This is a genomic window from Acidovorax sp. 56 (genome assembly GCF_002749705.1).
Taxonomy (GTDB): domain Bacteria; phylum Pseudomonadota; class Gammaproteobacteria; order Burkholderiales; family Burkholderiaceae_C; genus Acidovorax.
In genome coordinates, this window is record NZ_PEEV01000001.1 from 1,687,289 (window position 1) to 1,706,111 (window position 18,823).

The window sequence follows — 18,823 nt, forward strand, 5'->3', positions numbered from 1 at the left end:
GTTCATCGGCCACTGCAGCAGGCAGCGCATATCTACATGCACTGCGCCTGCAGGCCCCATCCCCATTCCACAAGGAGAACAAACATGGGTTTTCTGACCGGCAAGAAGCTGCTCATCACCGGCGTGCTGTCCAACCGCTCCATCGCCTACGGCATCGCCAAGGCCTGCCACGAACAAGGCGCCGAGCTGGCTTTCAGCTACGTGGGCGAGCGCTTCAAGGACCGCATCACCGACTTTGCCGCCGAGTTCAACTCCAAGCTGATCTTTGATTGCGATGTGGGCAGCGATGAGCAGATCGAGCGCATGTTTGCCGACCTGGCCCAGGTGTGGCCCCAATTTGACGGCTTTGTGCACAGCATTGGCTTTGCCCCCCGTGAGGCGATTGCCGGCAACTTCCTCGACGGCCTGAGCCGCGAAGGCTTTCGCATTGCGCACGACATCAGTGCCTACAGCTTCCCGGCCATGGCCAAGGCGGCCCTGCCTTACCTCAACGACAAGTCGTCACTGATCACGCTGAGCTACCTGGGCGCGCTGCGCTCCATCCCCAACTACAACACCATGGGCCTGGCCAAGGCCAGCCTCGAAGCCTCGGTGCGCTACCTGGCCGAGGCCGTGGGCCGCACCGAAGACGGCCGCAGCATCCGCGCCAACGGCATCAGCGCAGGCCCCATCAAGACCCTGGCCGCCAGCGGCATCAAGGACTTCGGCAAGCTGCTGTCCCGCGTGGCCGATGCCTCGCCCCTGCGCCGCAACGTGACGATTGAAGACGTGGGCAATGTGGCCGCCTTCCTGCTGTCCGACCTGGCCTCGGGTATGACCGCAGAGATCACCTACGTGGACGGTGGCTTCAGCCAGACCGCAGGCCTGAGCGCTGACCAGGTCTAAAACCCTGCTGGGCTGAACAGGCTCCATAACAAATTGGCTTCTAGCGCTTACCCCATAAGCGCTAGAAGCTATTTTTTTGATAGCAAACCATCCCCACATCCCCCTATGCACCGCAGACGCTGCCTGACCTGGCTGGGCCTGGCGCCCCTGAGCCCCCTCCTCACGCTGGCCCTGCCCCAGGCGTGGGCCGCCGACGCGCCCGCCTTGCTGCTGGCCAATGTATACCGCCCTGGCATGCCACTGGCCGACTACTGGGTGAGCGAGAAGTACGACGGTGTGCGCGGCTATTGGGATGGGCACACGCTGCGCACGCGGGGTGGCGAAACGGTGGCCGCGCCCGCGTGGTTTACCGCAGGCTGGCCCGCCACGCCCATGGATGGCGAGCTGTGGGCCGGGCGCGGGCGCTTTGGGCACGCCCAGTCCACCACGCGCCTGCAGCAGCCCGATGACGCAGCCTGGCGGCAGATGCGCTTCATGGTGTTTGACCTGCCCGCCCATGGTGGTGTTTTTGACGAACGGCTGGGGGCCTTGAAGACGCTGGTCGCATCCATTCAGCAAAACTGGGTGCAAGCCGTGCCACAGCAACGTGTAGCCTCCGATGCCGCCTTGCAGGCCCTGCTGCAACGCACGGTGCGCGCCGGGGGTGAGGGGCTGATGCTGCACAAAGGCAGCTCGCTGTACCGGTCAGGCCGCAGCGACGATCTCATCAAGCTCAAAACCCACGAAGACACCGAGGCCCTGGTGGTGGGCCACCTGCCGGGCAAGGGCAAACACGCCGGGCGGCTGGGCGCGCTGCTGGTGGAGATGCCCACAGGCCAGCGCTTCAAGCTGGGCGCAGGCCTGACCGACGCCGACCGCGCCGATCCGCCGCCCGTTGGCAGCTGGGTGACCTACCGCTTTCGCGGCACACACGAGGGCGGCCTGCCGCGCTTTGCCAGCTTTGTGCGGGTGCGGCTGGACATGCCTGCCACCACGGCGCCCCCATCGATTGGGCAATAAGCTATCAAAAAAATAGCTACTAGCGCTTGATGGATAAGCGCTAGCAGCCATTTTCATTCAAACCCTATCGGCAAGCGGAGCCTCGGATGGCCCTCCGGCGGCAATCAGGGCTTGTTGGCCACGCAGTCCGCGTAGAAGCGGACTTGGCCGCTTTCGTCTTCCACTTCCACCAGGCCGTGGATGTCGGTCTCAAAGCCGGGGCACAGCTTGGCAAATTCGCGGGCGAACTTGAGGTAGTCCACGATCTTCTTGTTGAAGACTTCGCCCGGAATGAGCAGCGGAATGCCCGGTGGGTACGGCGTGACCAGGCCCACGGTGATGCGGCCTTCCAGGTGGTCAATCTCCACGCGCTCGGTCTTGCGCTGGGCAATGTGGGCGTACGCGTCCGAGGGCTTCATGGAAGGCGTCAGGTCCGACAGGTACATCTCGGTCGTCAGGCGCGCGATGTCGTACTTGGCGTACATCTCGTGCACGTGCTGGCACAGGTCCTTGAGGCCCATGCGCTCGTAGCGCTTGTGCTGCTGGCAGAACTCGGGAAGGATGCGCCACATGGGCTGGTTCTTCTCGTAGTCGTCCTTGAACTGCTGCAGTGCAGTCAGCAGCGTGTTCCAGCGGCCCTTGGTGATGCCGATGGTGAACATCACAAAGAAGCTGTACAGGCCCGTCTTCTCCACCACCACGCCGTGTTCAGCCAGGTACTTGGTGACGATGGACGCGGGGATGCCCGTCTTGTCGAACTTGCCATCCAGGCTCAGGCCGGGCGTGACGATGGTGGACTTGATCGGGTCCAGCATGTTGAAGCCGTCGGCCAACTGGCCAAAGCCGTGCCACTTGCTGCCCTTCTTGCCCTTGGCGTCGCTGCGGATGATCCAGTCTTCGGCGCGGCCCATGCCCTCGTCCACGAGCTTTTCAGGGCCCCAGACCTTGAACCACCAGTCGTTCTTGCCGAAGTCGTCCTCGATCTGGCGCATGGCGCGGCGGAAGTCGAGCGCTTCCAGAATGCTTTCTTCCACCAGCGCGGTGCCACCGGGCGGCTCCATCATGGCGGCAGCCACGTCGCAGCTGGCAATGATGCTGTACTGCGGGCTGGTCGAGGTGTGCATCAGGTAGGCCTCGTTGAACAAGGGCCGGTCGAGCTTCACCGTTTGCGAGTCCTGCACCAGCACGTGCGATGCCTGGCTGATACCGGCCAGTAGCTTGTGGATGGACTGCGTGGCGTACACCACCGAGTGCTGGGGGCGCGCGCGCTTCTTGCCCATGGCGTGGTAGCTGCCATAGAACGGGTGGAAAGCTGCGTGGGGCAACCAGGCCTCGTCAAAGTGCAGGTTGTCCACGTAGCCGTCGAGCATGCCCTTGATGGTTTCGGTGTTGTAGAGCACGCCGTCGTAGGTGGACTGCGTGAGCGTGAGCACGCGCGGCTTGACCTTCTTGGCATCCACGCCCTTGAGCAGCGGGTTGGCCTTGATCTTGGCCTGGATGGCTGCAGGCTCGAACTCGCTTTGCGGGATGGGCCCGATGATGCCGAAGTGGTTGCGCGTGGGCTTCATGAACACGGGGATGGCCCCGGTCATGATGATGCTGTGCAGGATGGACTTGTGGCAGTTGCGGTCCACCACGACCACATCGCCGGGCGCCACGGTGTGGTGCCACACCATCTTGTTCGATGTGGACGTGCCGTTGGTCACGAAGAAGCAGTGGTCGGCATTGAAGATGCGCGCGGCGTTGCGCTCAGACTCGCCGATGGCGCCGTTGTGGTCCAGCAGCTGGCCCAGTTCCTCCACCGCGTTGCACACGTCGGCGCGCAGCATGTTCTCGCCGTAGAACTGGTGGTACATCTGGCCCACCGGGCTCTTCAAAAACGCCACGCCACCCGAGTGGCCGGGGCAGTGCCAACTGTAAGAGCCGTCTTCGGCGTAATCGAGCAGCGCCTTGAAGAAGGGCGGCTGCACGCTTTCGAGGTAGCTCTTGGCCTCGCGGATGATGTGCTTGGCCACGAATTCGGGGGTGTCCTCGAACATGTGGATGAAGCCATGCAGCTCACGCAGGATGTCGTTGGGCAGGTGGCGGCTGGTCTTGGTTTCACCATGCACGTAGATCGGCACTTCGGTGTTCTTGCGGCGCACTTCGCCAATGAAATTGCGCAGACTCAAAACGATGGGATCCAGCCCCTCGCCCACAGTGAATTCTTCATCGTCGATGGACAGAATAAAGGCACTGGCGCGGCTTTGCTGCTGGGCGAACTGCGACAGATCGCCGTAGCTGGTCACCCCCACCACCTCGAAGCCCTCGGCCTCTATGGCCTGCGCCAACGCGCGAATGCCGAGACCCGAAGTGTTCTCGGAACGATAGTCTTCATCGATGATGATGATGGGAAAGCGAAACTTCATGCGCAGCCTCCGTGAAACCGTGCCCTGCCCGGCCAAAAAACGAAATAGGCGCGAAGTGTAAGGAATAACCGTGTCACGCCTTTGAAGTCCAATCCTTTTGACCCAGAATGTGGTGCACTAAACACATCACACAGGCGCGTGCCCGCACGCAAGGAGGCTGTATGGCGGAATCCACCCTCTGGTGGTTATTGGCCGGGGGAATTGTGGCGGCAGAACTGCTCACCGGCACCTTCTATTTGCTCATGCTGGCCCTGGGCGTGGCCGCTGCAGCCATCGCAGCCCACCTGGGCATGTCCACCACACTGCAAATAGTGACGGCCGCCGTGGTGGGCGGAGGATCGGTCATCGGCTGGCATGCCGTGCGGCGCAAGCGCCCCGGAGATCCATCCGCCCGCGCCGACCGCAGTGTGAACCTGGATGTGGGCGAAACCATTCTGATCGACCACTGGAACCCCGACGGCACCAGCAGCGTGAAGTACCGCGGCGCCACGTGGACGGCCATCCACCGCACGGGCGTGCAGCCGGCCACAGGCATGCACCGCGTGGCCGAACTGGTCGGCAACCGCTTGCTGGTCGACCCGGTCTGAACGCCCTCTTTCTGGCGCACCTCTTTTTATTTGTTCACCTGCAAACCAAAGGCTTCTCATGGAAATTGCCATCGTCTTCCTGATCATTGCGGTGATCTTCATCGCCCGCTCCGTCAAGGTCGTGCCCCAGCAAAACGCCTGGGTCAAAGAGCGCCTGGGCAAGTACGCAGGCACCCTCACCCCGGGCCTGAATTTTCTGGTGCCGTTTGTGGACCGCGTCGCCTACAAACACAGCCTCAAGGAGATCCCCCTGGACGTGCCCAGCCAGGTCTGCATCACCCGCGACAACACGCAATTGCAAGTGGACGGCATCCTGTACTTCCAAGTCACCGACCCCATGCGCGCCAGCTACGGCTCCAGCAACTACATCATGGCCGTGACCCAGTTGGCGCAGACCTCGCTGCGCTCGGTCATCGGCAAGCTGGAACTGGACAAGACCTTTGAAGAGCGCGACATCATCAACGCGCAAATCGTGCAGGCGATTGACGAAGCGGCGCTCAACTGGGGCGTGAAGGTGCTGCGCTATGAAATCAAAGACCTGACCCCGCCGAAGGAAATCCTGCACGCGATGCAGGCCCAGATCACCGCCGAACGCGAAAAGCGCGCACTGATTGCGGCCTCCGAAGGCCGCCGCCAGGAACAGATCAACATCGCCACCGGCGAGCGCGAGGCTTTCATCGCCCGCTCCGAAGGCGAAAAGCAGGCAGCCATCAACAAGGCCCAGGGCGAAGCCGCCTCCATCACCGCCGTGGCCGAAGCCACCGCCCACGCCATTGAACGCGTGGCCGCCGCCATCCGCCAGCCCGGCGGCGAGCAGGCCGTGCAACTCAAGGTGGCGGAGAAAGCCGTCGAGGCCTACAGCCAGGTCGCATCGGACGCGACCACCACCCTCATCGTGCCCAGCAACATGACCGAGGTATCTGCCTTGATCGGGTCTGCCATGAAGATGGTGCAGACCACGCAGCGCGGCCAGTGAACGACACGCCCGCCCGGGGCGCCCGAAAGAAATTCACACAGTTCAAACGTAACCCGCAAAAGCAATGCTATAGTAGCGGGCTTCGGAGAGGTGGATGAGCGGTTTAAGTCGCACGCCTGGAAAGCGTGTGTGGGCTAATCCCCACCGCGGGTTCGAATCCCGCCCTCTCCGCCAGATACAGCTCTAAGTCATTGATTTTCAAAGACTTTTAGCAAAGTCATCAAACCGTTATACGGCTGGTTATACGGTTACTTTCAGCCAGTTTTGGCTCAGAAAGTGGCACTCCCACCAGCCTGAAGAAGTTCTAGCGCCCCTGGCCCTAGAACTTTTTTTCATTGGTGGCTTCCCTTTTGACATCCACCCCCACCAGCCCGGTATCGAGCGCCAGCGCAGCCCCCAGCGGCTTTCCTGCCAGCGCCACCATGCCGCACATCAGCAGCCAGTGCTCGGTTGCCTTGAGCGCCGTCTCCAACGCCCAGCGCTTCACACCAGCCACAGGCATATCCCGAGGCACCCACACCGTTTCTTCCCAGTGCCATGTCGCCAGCCATGTGGCTGGGTGAGCACTATTTGCGTTCACGTACCGCAACTGTGGTGCCCGGTGCCCCGCCGCCTCAAACCGCTCGGCAATGGCCGTTTGGTGCACCGCCGACAGCCGCCCCTCCCCCTGGATCTCCAGCCACAGCCCCAAGCCTTGCGCCCAGCTCCGTTGGTGCAGTCGCAGCGCTGTGACCACAGGGGTGTTGGCTTGCAGTTCCCTCGCCTGAGGTTCCAGCACCACGCCCGCCTCTGAATAGCGCAACGCAGGTACTGGCGACACATCGACTCGCCATTCGTCACCGCTGGCTGCTGTGCCGCTTTCTTGGGCTACATGCACCTGCAACGCCTCGGCCACACACTGCCACCAGAGCACCCGCAGGCCCGGTGCATCGTCAACACCCATTGCCGCCCGCTCCCAATGCGCTACCTGTCGGGCCAGCACCCTTTGCGGCACCCCCATCGCCTCTGCCGCATCTCTGAAAGCCAGCATGGCAGGCCCTTCGCTGACCGAATGCCCCAGCGCCCTGCGGGCGAACCGCTGTACCCAGGCGTGGTCTGTGCGCCCTGACTTGGCTTGCCACAACAGCACCACCGCCACAGCGCCCAGCGTATCGAGCGATTCCCGCAAGGCTTCTTCAAACCCGACTGTGCCCATCCACGCATGCCACTGCCACAGCTCGGTGATGTCATACGCCGCCATGAACCACACCAGCAAGCGCAGCGCCCGTACATGCTCCTGGGCCTCCATTCCCCATAGCAAGCGCGCCACTTCGGCATCGCCTTCGTCACTTTGCGGGTACAGCTCCAGCAAGCCCTGAAGATCCCGCCAGGACGACAAGCCCAGGCGGTGACGGGCGTGTTTGCAGAAATACCGCACTGCAGCCATGCGCTGGGGCTGCGCGGGCGGGGTGTGCAGCGCCGTGTCCAGCACTTCCAGCACCAGCTGCGCAGCACCGTCACCGGCTTCTTGGGGGGATACCAAACCAGGCAGGGGCAACAAGGGCGGCAACTCCAGCAGCGCAGTGAGCAACCGCTCCAGCGGCGGTGGCAACAAGGAATCGTTGGTCATCACAAAGCACCTCCAAACAAAACAGCTCAAAACGAACTCCCGCCAGCCATGTGCTCATGCGGCAGCGGCACTGAGCTGTGAGCCCAGCGCTACGGAAAGCGGAAGTTCAGTAAGAAAAAAAGGGAAAAGGGGGAAAAAGAAAACGAGCGAAGCTGAACGACATAACTGCCGAACGGCCTACTCGCCCTCTTGCGCCTGAACCACAGGCGACAGCACCAACACCGCGTCGATGTTCACGCGCTCACTGATCGTGGCCACCACACGCCGTGGCTGTTTGCTCGCCCAGCCGGTCAGCATGGCATTCCACGGCACCAGCGGTATCGGGGCCATGGCCGGGTCCAGCACCAGCAAGTCAGCGGGTTCCTCTGCCTCAAAGCGCATGCCCACAGCCAGCACCCAATGCATGTAGCGCTCCGTAGAAAAGCACACCAGGCACAGCTTTCCATCGGCCAGCGCATCCAAGGCACGTTCAGCTACGCGCGAGCGCAATTCCTTGCAGTGCACTTGCTCGGCATAGGGGGCCAGTTGTTGCTGTAGCTCTTGGACCTCGCAGCCATCAAAGTAGTACCGCTGCGCCACTTTGCGCAGCGCTTGCAGGCGCGCATCGCGGGTGTCCCAAATCAGCGCGTTGCGCCGTACTTGGCCCAACACCATCAATGCCATCAAAACACAGTGGTAGCCGCAAGTGGCATCCACCTCCCCCTGGCGCACATGCAGCCGCTGGTTGCCCACCATGGGGCCATGCATGCCAGCACTGATGCGGGGGTGGCAATGGTAGGAATGCAGCATTGCTCAGTATTCCTCCGGCAGCAGCAAAGTGGTCGAGCGCCGGTTGGCCTCGGTGATGATCCACAGCCGGTGGTTCGGGGGGATGTCATAGGCCGACAGCAAACGGCTGCCGTACGTGAGCGCCGCAGCGTTCGCTTCTTTGTCCTCCTGGCACAGGTCACCCCAATCCCCCGCGACGTGGCGCAGCACAAACGGTAGCGGTGCCAACTGCAGTGCTTCGAGCATGTCGAGTGCACCGGGGGTGATCAGCACGGTGCCCAAGGAGAACAAGGGGGTGCGTTGTTGTTCGTAACGCGCACATGCGGCGGCCTGACCAGGCGAAGAGGTCATGGGAAAGCTCCTGAGAAGAAAGGAAAGGGAGAAGGAAAAGGGGGGAAAGAACGAAGCGCAGCTATGCGCTCGGCACCACCGCCAGCACACCCTGGCGCGATCTGCCACCACACAAGCCATCCCCGCCGCGATGACACGGCCACGGCGGTGCCACGCGCGCTGTCATGGCGACAGCCGCGCGCACGCTACCGAGGGTTACGGCGCGAGGGAAATCAAGCTGGGGGATGGGGAGAACGCGACCTGGGAATACAGGCGGGGAGAAAGCTGATATTGATATATGAACCGGTGGCACATCAAATATCGAGCAATATCATTATATCACAAAGCAAAATCAGCAATATATCAGCGAAATATCACTCGATATTCAAACCTTGGCAAGAAAGCCATTCAAAACAGAATATCCAAAAGCAGAATTTGATGGCGAACACTATTTGAATAGGGCAAGAGGCGCTAAAAGACCAAGTGTTTAGCGCTATCCTCATAGGCTTGACTGGAAAAACAAAACCTCATGAGTACCTACCAAGAACTACTGGCTCAAAAAGCTGCACTGGATCAAAAAATTGCCGTGGCGCGCAAAGCGCAAGCGAAGCAAGCACTGGAGACGGTCCATGAGTTGATAGCCGAGTTTGGCTTTACTGCGCAGCAGGTCTTTCCTTGGAAGCCAGTGGTCAAAAGCGTGGCGGCCAAGTACCGCGACCCTCTGACGGGAGCGAGTTGGAGCGGCAGAGGAAGAGCGCCAAAATGGATCGAAGGGAAGAATCGGGCAGAGTTTTTGGTTTGACTCGCTTGTTGCTGCAAATGCTTGGCAGTGGTCACCAATCTCATCGACGGTCGCTGGTAACGTGGCCGCTTCAGGCTGATCTGGGTCACTCGGCTTCGGCTATCGATACGACTGCCCCGACCAATACCGGACATCCAGCAAATGGTGATGCCTATGGCTGCTCTACCACTGAGACCGGACACTGATTGTTCAATGCCGGAATGCATTGCATGAAAGACCGCTTTCATGCGGTTGAACTGGCGCAATCGACCCCTAGCCGTCATCCAGATAGAAGCTCCAAAGCCGCCATCCAGCTAGGCCGCATGTTCAACGCCAAGGATTCCAATGGACTGGAGGCTCCGCCGGCAGCGGCTGTCAGAACTGGGGTATAGATCACTGTCGTGCTTACGTCCGAGCGCTCAGCAGCTCCTGCACTGTGAAAAGTAGGTGCCCGACTGCAGCAAATGCATGGCGAAGCTGTAGCGCAAGGTGTGCATCGAAACGGGCTTGCAAATATGCGTGGCAGCCGCCACCCGCCGCTCATTGGCAAATATGGCTAAAAAACCCCGATCTCCCACTGCCCCATGTTTCGCGAATACCGCAAACCGTGCCATTTCACAAACACGTGTACCCCATTCCTCGTAGGCCTGTTCATTGCGCACGCTATAGTGTTTGTAATGAAATTGCTCATGGACCTGATCTAGTAACCGTGTGGCGCGCAGCAAAGGAGGGGCGGAGGGTTTCATGGCTAAATTTAGTTCTTTATATATGCAGACCTCGTGCTGTACAGCTAGGCTGCGACCGCCCTTGCGGCGCTTTTTGCGTGCCGATTTCCACCACAAGCGCTAGATATGGCCTATGGGTTGGTACGGTCTACATTGCGACACATCTAAATGGAGTTACCTTGACACTGAAAGGCTGGAATACTGAAGACGGAAGATGGTGCAAACCATCTCAAATATGGAATTTAGATCAAAAAATTCCAGATAATGCCCCTGATAGCTGGCTAAGCAAGCCTGGTGGTGATTATTACATCGGGATTTCTTTCCACATATCTCCCTTTACTATCGTTGCTGGAGATGGGCCGTTAGATTCGAACACTCACTTTAAACCTTCAGATTTTTACTTAGCCAGAAACCATGACCCTTACAACAGCTGGGGGGTAAATGCAGTCAAAAAAGAATTTCTCAGTCCTGGCTGTATGGAACATTGGGATTGGTTGCCAGGAATAACCATAATCAGCAAAAATGAAAAGTACACTCTTCCGTCTGAAGAGTTAAGCGCTTTTGCTGGCACGGAATGGGCTGACAATGACTTTCGTATATTTCATGGGATATTTAGTAATGATGTTCGAGATGCATTGATCGCTAAGTACGTAGCAGATATAAACAATATTACAGGTCCTAGATTTTCAGGCTGGCCTTTTGGACATAGACAGTTAAAAGATGCTGTTTTTATTTGGATACACGCTGAATCGGAGGAGATTCATGCGATGCTGCTGGCATCCGTCGTTCAGTCTGGAGACAAGCATTGCTATTTCAATAGCAACCTTTACGATCCAGGGTCAAGATTGGGTTCATGGAACAAAAAACCCAACTCCTGGGACTGCAGGCAAGTATTAAAATTTCTTTATAAATCAAGACTGTTATTGAACGATGGATTCCACGAGATAGCACTTGTCACGGCGTCTTCTGCCGTTGAAAGAGCATTTTTTGAGATTGTATTGTTCTTGGAAAATAATGATGCTCTAAAAGCTGAAAATAAAATTAAAAACCATTCGTTTAGAGAAAGAGCAAAGACTTTAATTAGTAGCTATGGATTTACTCTGCCGCAACCACTTTTCGATGGATTGAACAATGCTTACAAGGCAAGAAATTCAATTGCCCATGCTTTAAACGCCTATTCTCATGATGTAGCGAAAGATCATATCAATCACTTGGAATCGGTTATTGAGTGGTATTATCGAAATATTTAGAGCAAGCTGTAAAAGGTCAATCCTGCGGACGCCGTGCCTGCGCCGCTGATTTCCAACGTCGAGTGTCCGCTTTCTTTGTCAGTCACCGGCTGGTGTTGGCCGGTAGTGCGATTTCAAACTGTTTCCGCACTGCAGTCATTCGGATCTGCCGCCCAATTTGTCAGGTGGAGTGGCAGATCTTCTAGATGATCAAATCTCCGTCTGCTCCGAAATTTCAAGGGCATCATCCACCTCAATGCCAAGATATCGGACCGTCGACTCCAACTTTGAGTGCCCAAGTAGCAGCTGGACTGCGCGTAGGTTCTTGGTGCGTCTGTAGATCAGCGTAGCCTTGGTCCTGCGCATTGAATGCGTTCCATATTCAGCACGATCGAGGCCTAGTTCATCGACCCAGTGCCCAAGGATTCGTGCGTACTGCCGAGTGCCAAGATGTGGAGAGCTGTGTAGCCGACTGGGGAAAAGGAAGTCCTCGGACTTCAACTTTGCCTGCTTGATCCAAGCTTGCAAAGCGTCCCTTGTGGTTTGGGTAATCTCAAACTGTACTGGGCGTTTGGTCTTTTGTTGCATGACGATGGCACGCGCGGATAGTTGTTCGCCATGACACACATCGCGGACTTTGAGTGCCACGAGGTCGCATCCACGCAGCTTGCTGTCAATACCCAGGTTGAAGAGAGCCAGTTCACGCACTCGGCCTTCCATTTGAAGCCGAACACGGAGCGCCCAGATGTCTTTGACTTTGAAAGGGACCTTTTGCCCGACGATCTTGCCCTTGTTCCATGGCTCGCGATGAATAGAGTTGGCTACGATTTCCATGACGGTCTCCTATCGAGTTGAGAGACCATCAAGCTTGCTCCTTTGCCGCTTTCGACGAAAGGGTCACTGCATTCGAATCTTGTCATTCCTCACTGTCAACTTTGCGGTGCAGGAAGGGGCTCACGCTACCGGCCAGGAGCCGGCACTGGTGACCGTCCGGTTCGGGCGCTTTTCCTCCTACGCTGAAACCCACCTGAAGACCCAGGTCCATACCGGAACCGACGCTGCGGGCCGCTGCGCCACACAAAACCGCCACCGTCGGTTCGCCCCCGCACCCCGGGCCTAACGGGTGCATGCGCTCAACGGGCGCCGCTGCAAAGCCTGCGCCGGAGGTACGGATAATGACGGCTGACCTTGTCGCTCAGCCCGCTGCCCACGCTGCGGGTGATCCACACGCTCACACAGGTCATAGCCTGGCGTGGCAAGCCGCAGGTCATTCGCTGCGACAACGGCCCGGAGTACATCAGCGCGGCTATCGAGGCCTGGGGCATGTCGTGGGGCATTCGCTTTGAGCACATCGAACCGGGCAAGCCACAACAGAACGCCTATGTTGAACGCTTCAACCGGACGGTGCGCTACGAATGGCTCTCGCAGTACCATTGGACAGACCTTGATGAGGTCAGGCTGTACGCCACCCAATGGATGTGGATGTGGATGTACAACCATGAACGCCCAAATATGGCCTTGGGCGGCATCCCCCCCAAGCAGCGGTTGGCCATGGCCGCATAGCTCTACTTCTCAGAGCACTGGTTATTGGGGGGATTACCATTCAACGTCAGCTTTCTTGCCTACCAATGAACTCCGCCGCACGCCTGCACCGCATCTACGACAAGCTCGCCGCGCAGCAGAACGACCAGCCGATGGTCAAGACCTGGGCCGACGTGCTGGAAATCGACAAGGACAACCCGCATTGCGAAGACGATGTTACGGCTTGTCTCATGGCCCTGCGCTCGGAGATCACGCTTACTCGCCAGCGACTCGACGCTATCGGCGTGCCGATGAACCTGACCAGCCCTGCGTTCGAGCGACTGCGGCAGGTGGCAGCGCCGGGTCAGCTTCACTCCAGCTGGCACGGGCACCGAGGCAACATTCAGCCGCCCGAATGCCGCAAGGTGTTCGAGTGGGCCGAGTGGGCGCTGCGCGACGAAGACGAGGGCGACATGCCCGCCGAAGACATGACGGCGCTTCGTGAGAAGCTGGCCGCTCTTGAGGCCGCCTTGCAGGACACGGAAATGTCGCCGTACCTGCACGACTTCATTCAACGTCAGGTGGACACCATCCGTGCTGCGCTGCGGGTGTATCGGGTGCAGGGCGCGCGACCCTTGAAGGACGCGATGCGCAAGGTCGTCGGTGACTTGCAGGTCGAGGACAAGCGGCTGCGGGCCGAAGCCGCTGAAGCCTCTGACGAGGCGAAGGGCGTGCTCAGACAGGCGGGAGAGGTCATCGAGAAGACAGCCGAGGTCTGCGACAACTTGGACAAGATTGGCAACCTCGTCGAGCGCGGCTGGACGTTGGCGAGCACGGTCGGGCCGTTTCTGCTCTCGTACTTCTCAAAGGGTGGCTGAAGACCGTCACCAGGGCTCACTCGGTTGGGCCCCACGTCGAAACGATTGGAGTTCATGGCCCTGTTGCGCGAGGTTGAGCAAAGCTTCAATGAGTTACGGTACGACCAAAAGCTGGAGGGCGAACAGAAGCGGCAGTGAGGCTAACGTCACCGAGACTTAGCAGCCGAGGCCGGCTGGAGTCCAGACGCTGACGCGGCCGTTGCGGGGGACGTAACCGCCAAAGGGGCCGAGGCCTTGCTGGGCGGCACAACCGCAGTATCTGCCAAAGACGGTTGAGACGCGGCGGTACCGTCTGCACTCGCCGCCTCACCACCGTCGGCCTTCTCTTTCTGCAAGTCGAGCACAGTGGGCAACTTCAGGAAATTCGCCTGTGCCGCGGCGAACACTAGGGCGGCTGCAGCGACAAGCCACCCCGCGAATTGCATCCACCAGTTGGCGCCATGCTTCCGAGAGGCGTCTCGCCGCTCATCTAGGGTCCGTACGCCCTGACCAGTCAAGCGGAAACTGAAATTGTCCGATGTCGACAGGTCGCCAGCCTCGGCAAGCAACTGCAGTTGCTTGTCCAGGCGCTCCTGGAACGCCTGCCAGTTCGGGTGGCCTGCCCAACGGGCGCCATATCGATGGCTCATTACCTCAAGGGCGCCAATTCTGTCTACGCCCTGCGAGGTGAGATCAGCAACGTCCGTCAGGATGGTCAGGCGATCGCCAAGCTTCATGTGACGGGCATTGAACAGTTTCTGCAGAACCCAACGCTGTACGCGCAGCGCGCGGAGCCAAACATACGGCCACTTGGTTCCTTGCCCGAGTGCTAGATGGAGAATGCCTTCATATCGCACTTCATCGAGCCCGTAGAAGTGCGTGACTTGGAGCACGGCGGCGTCAATCGCGTCAAGGTGAATGCTGACGGGGCGCCTATGACTGTGGCCGTCGAACTCCAGCCCTTGGACGGTAGATCCCGTGATGCCTACCAGCACGGTACGTGGACGCGCAACCTGTTCGGGCATGATTACGTTGAAGCAGTTCACCTTCATGCCTTCGTCGCCGGAGCGGTGAACTGTGCCCGGGCAGGCTCGCGCCAAGAGCGTGGGAAGCAAGAATCGCAGTAGGGCTTGGTCGATACGTCGCATCGACGTTCATTATCGAAGCGTTGCCGGCCGTTTCTCCGCAACGTCGCACCGTCGCCAAGTTCGCAGTGCGCTAAACCCACACTGCAGTTCCGGTCCGTGGCGCAAGTGGTGGGACGGGGCGCCGTCGGTCGCCCGCTGGGACTGCCTGCCGATGGCGCCCATGCTGGGCTCCCGAATGGCTGAGCCAGCACGGTCTCAGGTCGTGTGCCGGACCTCAATCGCTCCTAGGGCGGACTGCCAATGTGCGCACTCCACTGCGGATCCCCTAATGGGTGCCGCTTGCGGAGGGACGACCGTCAGCTATGCGGTAACGAGATCAGTTCGACGTATGTCACCTGAGGGTCGAATTCACCTGTTGGGGGGCGTCAAGAGCAGACGGTCGACAGGGAATTCGCGAGGCGCGCGCTGCCAATGTCGACTGTGTATCCTAGACCGGACATCAGGCGTGACCCAAATAGTCTTGCATGAGAGTCGGCTCCTTATCTCGGCTGCTAGCTGGGACTGAAAGACGATCGGCAGCAACCGCTGCAGAGGCGACTCCAGACTTAAACCGGAGTCGCCTCGCGCGCATTCTCCACCCGTAGGTAGAGTCCTTCGCTTGAGCGGAGCCCGTACATCCCGATCAGACAGGAGAATGGAATCACATTTCCACTGCCGACGCGTCATTGGGAGTGGGCTTATTTGAATGTTCTAGCCTCGCTCAGAGGGCGTTGCCTTGCATCTGAATATCTCACCAGTTCACTACAGCTCATCTGGGCTGAGCCTCGTCTTCACGAGCCAATGCCACTTCGCTTGCTGCGAGCAAACTTGAGCTTGGGGCAGTCGATGACATCGCACGGATAGTCCAACCCCGCAATCGGGCGGTGCGCCTACAGCTACAGGTAGTGAAAATCAGTGGGCAGCTCTTCTTTTATTGCAATCTGGACACTTTTGCAATGGTGAAAGTCTGGAAAAAATTCTCGCAAAACAGCTAAACAAAACGCTCGCTCAAAAGAATAGAGATAGACGATTTTTAGAAAGGAAAACGTCATGTCACGACCATCCACCGCGCCAGCCAACGATCCGACTGAGACAGAATTTTTCGAAGCCCTTATGGCGCAACTTATGCAAGGCTCCATGATTCCGAAGGTCCAGGTGGAACGCTCCATCGGGCCAATACTTGGCTTCTTTCTAGCGGAAGCCTTGTCAGCCGCCCTAGACGAGGACCTTGTGTCACTATGCCCTGAGTTTCCCATTCGTAAGATGCGGCTTGACGAATCTGGGAACAACCAGTCGACCAACATCGACTGGCTGATGTTCAGTCGTTCGAAGAACGATCTTCTGCTAGTTGAGCTTAAAACCACAGATACCTCGTTCCGCGAAGAGCAATCTGATATCTACAGACGTTTGCAGGACACCATCGCCGAGAGGAACTCGGCGGCCTTTTTGATTGAAGAACTTCAGTCGATCGCTTCAGCTTCTCAGGAAACGGGCAAATACAAAACGGTAACAGCAATGCTCGAGCAGGCGTTGCGCGTTCCCGAAGGCGGTCTGCCACAGGCTCTCGGGGAAGTCAGGAATGCCCGAATCATCTACATCGCTCCTGAGGTCAGCAAACCTAGTGCGTGGCTTGATAAGGACCCGGCGATGTTGTGGTTTTCCTTCGGGGACTTGCCTGAATCTATTGAACACCGCTTCGCCAATCACTGGCCAGCAGTCCGGCAAAGCCTGGTCAGCCTGGATACCCTTTCGCGCCGAATTCGCAACGGCGCCGTGCAACGGGTAGACCAAGGTAAGAACTACCGTTTTCTGCTGTCGCTTGATGACCTGCTCGAGCAATGTCGCAAGGATAGTGGCGCGATAGTTGTCGGCCTCATGAACTGGCGCTTGGCTTTGCCCACTATGACAGCTGATCAGCTCCGCGCGAAGACTTACAAATGCGACTTCGCGCAGGGCGGAATCGGGAAAAAACTTGATAAGAACTGGATACCTGGAGATCAGTTCTTGGCGCAGGCTATCAAAATGTTGGACGTGAATCACGTCGACAGCCGGTAGGCTCTGTGATGGGAGTCGTGAAAGGCTGAGTCTCGGGACCTGCGAGCACCTATTGGAGCTATAGCCATCAATAATTCCCTGCCGCCTGCAAACGACTAGAACAAGTCGGAGCGTCGCGTCTCCTTCAGGCTGTTTACAGTCAGTCGGCGCTGCAGTCTCCAATGACCGCTTTGATCCGGAGGAGACTTTGCTGCCGGGGCATCAGCATAAATGCGCGTAAGGCGGTCGGGTGAACTTGCTGCTAGCGAAGTACAACCAATAGCAAACCCTTAGTCCGGCTGGGTCATTCCGTCCCAATGAACCCCCTCTCGAGTTGGACTGTCTGGGGCGAGCACAAGCATGTCATCGCAGAGCGGACGAAGGTGCTCTGGTCGTCGTCCCGCCCAATGGCAGGTCTCATCGAGGGCTTCACTCCTGGCCGGAGAACTTTCTGGAGCGAACCAGTGAACATAAACATGCTCAAGCCCCTTTCCCTGAGGGTCAAACTTAGTGATGGTCCTGACCACCTTGTCGTATCTGAGCCGCTACAACCGAACCCGCCGCCACAGCCATCTCGGCGGCATCAGCCCCGAGGCGTTTGAACGCGCCTCGGCTTGAGGCTGGGGTTTGTCTACTAGATCGGGAGCAGTCCACATCCGTCCACCACGCGGTTACGTCCCTCGCGTTTGGCGCGGTAAAGGTTCTGATCAGCTCGCTCTATAACCTCGGCCAAGGTCTCCGCCTCATCGCGTCGCAACGCTAGGCCCACACTGATGCGTACCTCGATGTCCACGCCATCCACCTGGAACGGCTTGGCCTGCATGGCCAAGCGTAGACGTTCGGCCGCAGCCCGTGCAACCTCCGAGCTGCAGTGGATCAACAAGACAATGAACTCCTCACCCCCATAACGGGCGAGTACATCGCCCTCGCGCAATTGGGCCTGGGCGCGGCGCGCCACCTCTTTGAGCACTTGGTCACCCACTGGGTGGCCGTATGTGTCGTTGACCTTTTTGAAGTGATCAATATCAAACATCAGCAGAGCCATCTGCGCACCAGGCACAGCACCATCCGCTTCCACAGGCAGTGGCCCCCTTGTTTGGTAATACTCCTGCGCCCGGTCAAAAAAAGCACGGCGATTGAATAGTCCAGTCAGAGGATCATGCGATGCTTCACGGCGCAACATACGCTCCAGCTTGATCTGCGCCGTGACGTCTTGGAACAGCCAGACCCGTCCGTTGTAACCGCTGCGCAGGATTGGATGTGTGTCCACGCGCCAGATGCGGTCATCGAGCTGCCAGTCCACTACCACCTCGGCATCTAGCGACTGCTGAAGGGGTTGGTAGGCCTGGTCTAGCGCAGTCGAGTTGTAACAGCGACTGCGGGCAGCGCGCATTGCCTGACCCAGCACTTCTACTTCGACCTGTCCAACCGGAATCTTCAACAGCGAAGATGCGACCTCGTTGACCTGGGCATGCGCCGCCACCACCACGATGCCCTGGGGCACACTGTTGAAAATATCGTGAAACTGCGCGTCCGACTCGGCTGTATGCACCGCCAGCTCCCTACCGTCTAGCAAGCGCGCGTACACCTGCCGCAGCAGCAACACCGGATGCTCCCCCCCCCGCGCCCCCACCAGGGCAGGTACATGATGCGCCTTGGCTGAATCCCACAAAAACAGCAGCCCTCCCAGTACCTGCTCGCCCCAGGAAGTGCAATCGAGGTAACAGGCAATCGCGGGCACAAAGGGTAGGCCGGTCCTAATTTGGCTGGGCAGCTGGTGCATTGGCAAAGGCAGCAAGCCGGTGGCCGCGACTATGGGTGAAACCGGCAGTCGCCAGTGCCACACAGGGGCTAACGTTAAGCTTAGTGGGGGCTCGAAGCCTAGTGGCGCCACCTCGTCCGCTGCACGCTGCACCAGCGCAGCAGTCAAGCTGGCGTGCGTGAGCTCACGCCCCAAGGTGAGCAGCGCGGATATGGCATCTGCATGGAGGCCGTTGGGCATAGGCGG

Annotated in this window: 16 protein-coding genes, 1 tRNA gene and 1 pseudogene; 10 read left to right on the forward strand and 8 right to left on the reverse strand. The window is 58.8% G+C overall.

What is annotated here, in order from left to right; translation table 11 throughout:
* The first annotated feature begins 84 nt into the window (after positions 1-84).
* Together fabI and CLU88_RS07495 are read left to right on the forward strand one after the other, a co-directional pair.
* A complete protein-coding gene (gene fabI / locus CLU88_RS07490) occupies positions 85-885 on the forward strand; it encodes an enoyl-ACP reductase FabI (RefSeq protein WP_099656051.1) in 801 nt (266 codons plus the stop codon).
* A gap of 105 nt (positions 886-990) precedes the next feature.
* Entirely contained in the window at positions 991-1,884 is an 894-nt protein-coding gene (locus CLU88_RS07495; RefSeq protein ID WP_099656052.1) for a DNA ligase, read from the forward strand.
* Positions 1,885-1,988: 104 nt separating this feature from the next.
* Here CLU88_RS07495 and CLU88_RS07500 read toward each other — a convergent pair whose 3' ends face one another.
* Positions 1,989-4,271: an arginine/lysine/ornithine decarboxylase gene (locus CLU88_RS07500; RefSeq protein ID WP_099656053.1), complete on the reverse strand. Its 2,283-nt coding sequence runs from the start codon at positions 4,269-4,271 to the stop codon at positions 1,989-1,991.
* A gap of 161 nt (positions 4,272-4,432) precedes the next feature.
* Between CLU88_RS07500 and CLU88_RS07505 the strand changes: the two genes are divergently transcribed.
* From CLU88_RS07505 to CLU88_RS07515, 3 genes are all read left to right on the forward strand, one after another.
* Complete coding sequence (locus tag CLU88_RS07505) at positions 4,433-4,858, forward strand: NfeD family protein (RefSeq protein WP_099658716.1); 426 nt, start codon at positions 4,433-4,435, stop codon at positions 4,856-4,858.
* Between the two features lie 58 nt (positions 4,859-4,916).
* Positions 4,917-5,834 (forward strand): SPFH domain-containing protein, encoded by a 918-nt coding sequence (locus CLU88_RS07510; protein WP_099656054.1) that lies wholly within the window; start codon positions 4,917-4,919, stop codon positions 5,832-5,834.
* A gap of 84 nt (positions 5,835-5,918) precedes the next feature.
* Positions 5,919-6,008: transfer RNA gene (locus tag CLU88_RS07515), tRNA-Ser, on the forward strand.
* A 145-nt stretch (positions 6,009-6,153) separates the two neighbouring features.
* Here the strand turns inward: CLU88_RS07515 and CLU88_RS07520 are convergent.
* The 3 genes from CLU88_RS07520 to CLU88_RS07530 all read right to left on the reverse strand — a co-directional run bounded on the left by CLU88_RS07520 (position 6,154) and on the right by CLU88_RS07530 (position 8,562).
* Positions 6,154-7,443 (reverse strand): hypothetical protein, encoded by a 1,290-nt coding sequence (locus tag CLU88_RS07520; RefSeq protein ID WP_099656055.1) that lies wholly within the window; start codon positions 7,441-7,443, stop codon positions 6,154-6,156.
* A gap of 177 nt (positions 7,444-7,620) precedes the next feature.
* On the reverse strand, positions 7,621-8,232 hold the full coding sequence (locus tag CLU88_RS07525) for a hypothetical protein (protein ID WP_099656056.1): 612 nt from the start codon (positions 8,230-8,232) through the stop codon (positions 7,621-7,623).
* Between the two features lie 3 nt (positions 8,233-8,235).
* Complete coding sequence (locus CLU88_RS07530) at positions 8,236-8,562, reverse strand: type I restriction endonuclease subunit M (protein ID WP_099656057.1); 327 nt, start codon at positions 8,560-8,562, stop codon at positions 8,236-8,238.
* Between the two features lie 508 nt (positions 8,563-9,070).
* Here CLU88_RS07530 and CLU88_RS07535 point away from each other — a divergent pair.
* Positions 9,071-9,343 (forward strand): H-NS family nucleoid-associated regulatory protein, encoded by a 273-nt coding sequence (locus CLU88_RS07535; RefSeq protein ID WP_099656058.1) that lies wholly within the window; start codon positions 9,071-9,073, stop codon positions 9,341-9,343.
* A gap of 398 nt (positions 9,344-9,741) precedes the next feature.
* On the opposite strand, the gene CLU88_RS22720 is transcribed toward CLU88_RS07535, so the two are convergent.
* Positions 9,742-10,068, reverse strand: a complete 327-nt coding sequence (locus CLU88_RS22720; protein ID WP_143225956.1) for a hypothetical protein — start codon at positions 10,066-10,068, stop codon at positions 9,742-9,744.
* Between the two features lie 158 nt (positions 10,069-10,226).
* On the opposite strand from CLU88_RS22720, the gene CLU88_RS22725 reads away from it, so the two are divergent.
* On the forward strand, positions 10,227-11,297 hold the full coding sequence (locus tag CLU88_RS22725; RefSeq protein ID WP_143225957.1) for a hypothetical protein: 1,071 nt from the start codon (positions 10,227-10,229) through the stop codon (positions 11,295-11,297).
* A 189-nt stretch (positions 11,298-11,486) separates the two neighbouring features.
* On the opposite strand, the gene CLU88_RS07540 is transcribed toward CLU88_RS22725, so the two are convergent.
* On the reverse strand, positions 11,487-12,110 hold the full coding sequence (locus tag CLU88_RS07540; protein ID WP_099656059.1) for a tyrosine-type recombinase/integrase: 624 nt from the start codon (positions 12,108-12,110) through the stop codon (positions 11,487-11,489).
* A gap of 369 nt (positions 12,111-12,479) precedes the next feature.
* Here CLU88_RS07540 and CLU88_RS07550 point away from each other — a divergent pair.
* Together CLU88_RS07550 and CLU88_RS07555 are read left to right on the forward strand one after the other, a co-directional pair.
* Positions 12,480-12,839: pseudogene (locus CLU88_RS07550) on the forward strand (integrase core domain-containing protein); the annotation flags it as partial.
* A 65-nt stretch (positions 12,840-12,904) separates the two neighbouring features.
* A complete protein-coding gene (locus tag CLU88_RS07555) occupies positions 12,905-13,675 on the forward strand; it encodes a hypothetical protein (protein WP_099656062.1) in 771 nt (256 codons plus the stop codon).
* A gap of 146 nt (positions 13,676-13,821) precedes the next feature.
* On the opposite strand, the gene CLU88_RS07560 is transcribed toward CLU88_RS07555, so the two are convergent.
* Positions 13,822-14,802 carry a hypothetical protein gene (locus CLU88_RS07560; RefSeq protein ID WP_099656063.1) on the reverse strand — a complete coding sequence of 327 codons (981 nt, stop codon included), beginning with the start codon at positions 14,800-14,802 and terminating at the stop codon, positions 13,822-13,824.
* Positions 14,803-15,831: 1,029 nt separating this feature from the next.
* On the opposite strand from CLU88_RS07560, the gene CLU88_RS07565 reads away from it, so the two are divergent.
* Positions 15,832-16,836, forward strand: a complete 1,005-nt coding sequence (locus CLU88_RS07565; protein ID WP_143225958.1) for a hypothetical protein — start codon at positions 15,832-15,834, stop codon at positions 16,834-16,836.
* Between the two features lie 613 nt (positions 16,837-17,449).
* Here CLU88_RS07565 and CLU88_RS07570 read toward each other — a convergent pair.
* Positions 17,450-18,817: a GGDEF domain-containing protein gene (locus CLU88_RS07570; protein WP_143225959.1), complete on the reverse strand. Its 1,368-nt coding sequence runs from the start codon at positions 18,815-18,817 to the stop codon at positions 17,450-17,452.
* Positions 18,818-18,823: the final 6 nt, after the last annotated feature.

What these genes read in the sequence shown, in the direction of transcription:
- CLU88_RS22720 (WP_143225956.1), bottom strand. Translation starts at nt 10,068, where the DNA reads ATGAAACCCTCCGCCCCTCCTTTGCTGCGCGCCACACGGTTACTAGAT.
- CLU88_RS07505 (WP_099658716.1), top strand. Translation starts at nt 4,433, where the DNA reads ATGGCGGAATCCACCCTCTGGTGGTTATTGGCCGGGGGAATTGTGGCG.
- CLU88_RS07535 (WP_099656058.1), top strand. Translation starts at nt 9,071, where the DNA reads ATGAGTACCTACCAAGAACTACTGGCTCAAAAAGCTGCACTGGATCAA.
- CLU88_RS07565 (WP_143225958.1), top strand. Translation starts at nt 15,832, where the DNA reads ATGTCACGACCATCCACCGCGCCAGCCAACGATCCGACTGAGACAGAA.
- CLU88_RS07540 (WP_099656059.1), bottom strand. Translation starts at nt 12,110, where the DNA reads ATGGAAATCGTAGCCAACTCTATTCATCGCGAGCCATGGAACAAGGGC.
- CLU88_RS07495 (WP_099656052.1), top strand. Translation starts at nt 991, where the DNA reads ATGCACCGCAGACGCTGCCTGACCTGGCTGGGCCTGGCGCCCCTGAGC.
- CLU88_RS07525 (WP_099656056.1), bottom strand. Translation starts at nt 8,232, where the DNA reads ATGCTGCATTCCTACCATTGCCACCCCCGCATCAGTGCTGGCATGCAT.
- CLU88_RS07555 (WP_099656062.1), top strand. Translation starts at nt 12,905, where the DNA reads ATGAACTCCGCCGCACGCCTGCACCGCATCTACGACAAGCTCGCCGCG.
- CLU88_RS07520 (WP_099656055.1), bottom strand. Translation starts at nt 7,443, where the DNA reads ATGACCAACGATTCCTTGTTGCCACCGCCGCTGGAGCGGTTGCTCACT.
- CLU88_RS07500 (WP_099656053.1), bottom strand. Translation starts at nt 4,271, where the DNA reads ATGAAGTTTCGCTTTCCCATCATCATCATCGATGAAGACTATCGTTCC.
- CLU88_RS07560 (WP_099656063.1), bottom strand. Translation starts at nt 14,802, where the DNA reads ATGCGACGTATCGACCAAGCCCTACTGCGATTCTTGCTTCCCACGCTC.
- CLU88_RS07510 (WP_099656054.1), top strand. Translation starts at nt 4,917, where the DNA reads ATGGAAATTGCCATCGTCTTCCTGATCATTGCGGTGATCTTCATCGCC.
- CLU88_RS07530 (WP_099656057.1), bottom strand. Translation starts at nt 8,562, where the DNA reads ATGACCTCTTCGCCTGGTCAGGCCGCCGCATGTGCGCGTTACGAACAA.
- CLU88_RS07570 (WP_143225959.1), bottom strand. Translation starts at nt 18,817, where the DNA reads ATGCCCAACGGCCTCCATGCAGATGCCATATCCGCGCTGCTCACCTTG.
- fabI (WP_099656051.1), top strand. Translation starts at nt 85, where the DNA reads ATGGGTTTTCTGACCGGCAAGAAGCTGCTCATCACCGGCGTGCTGTCC.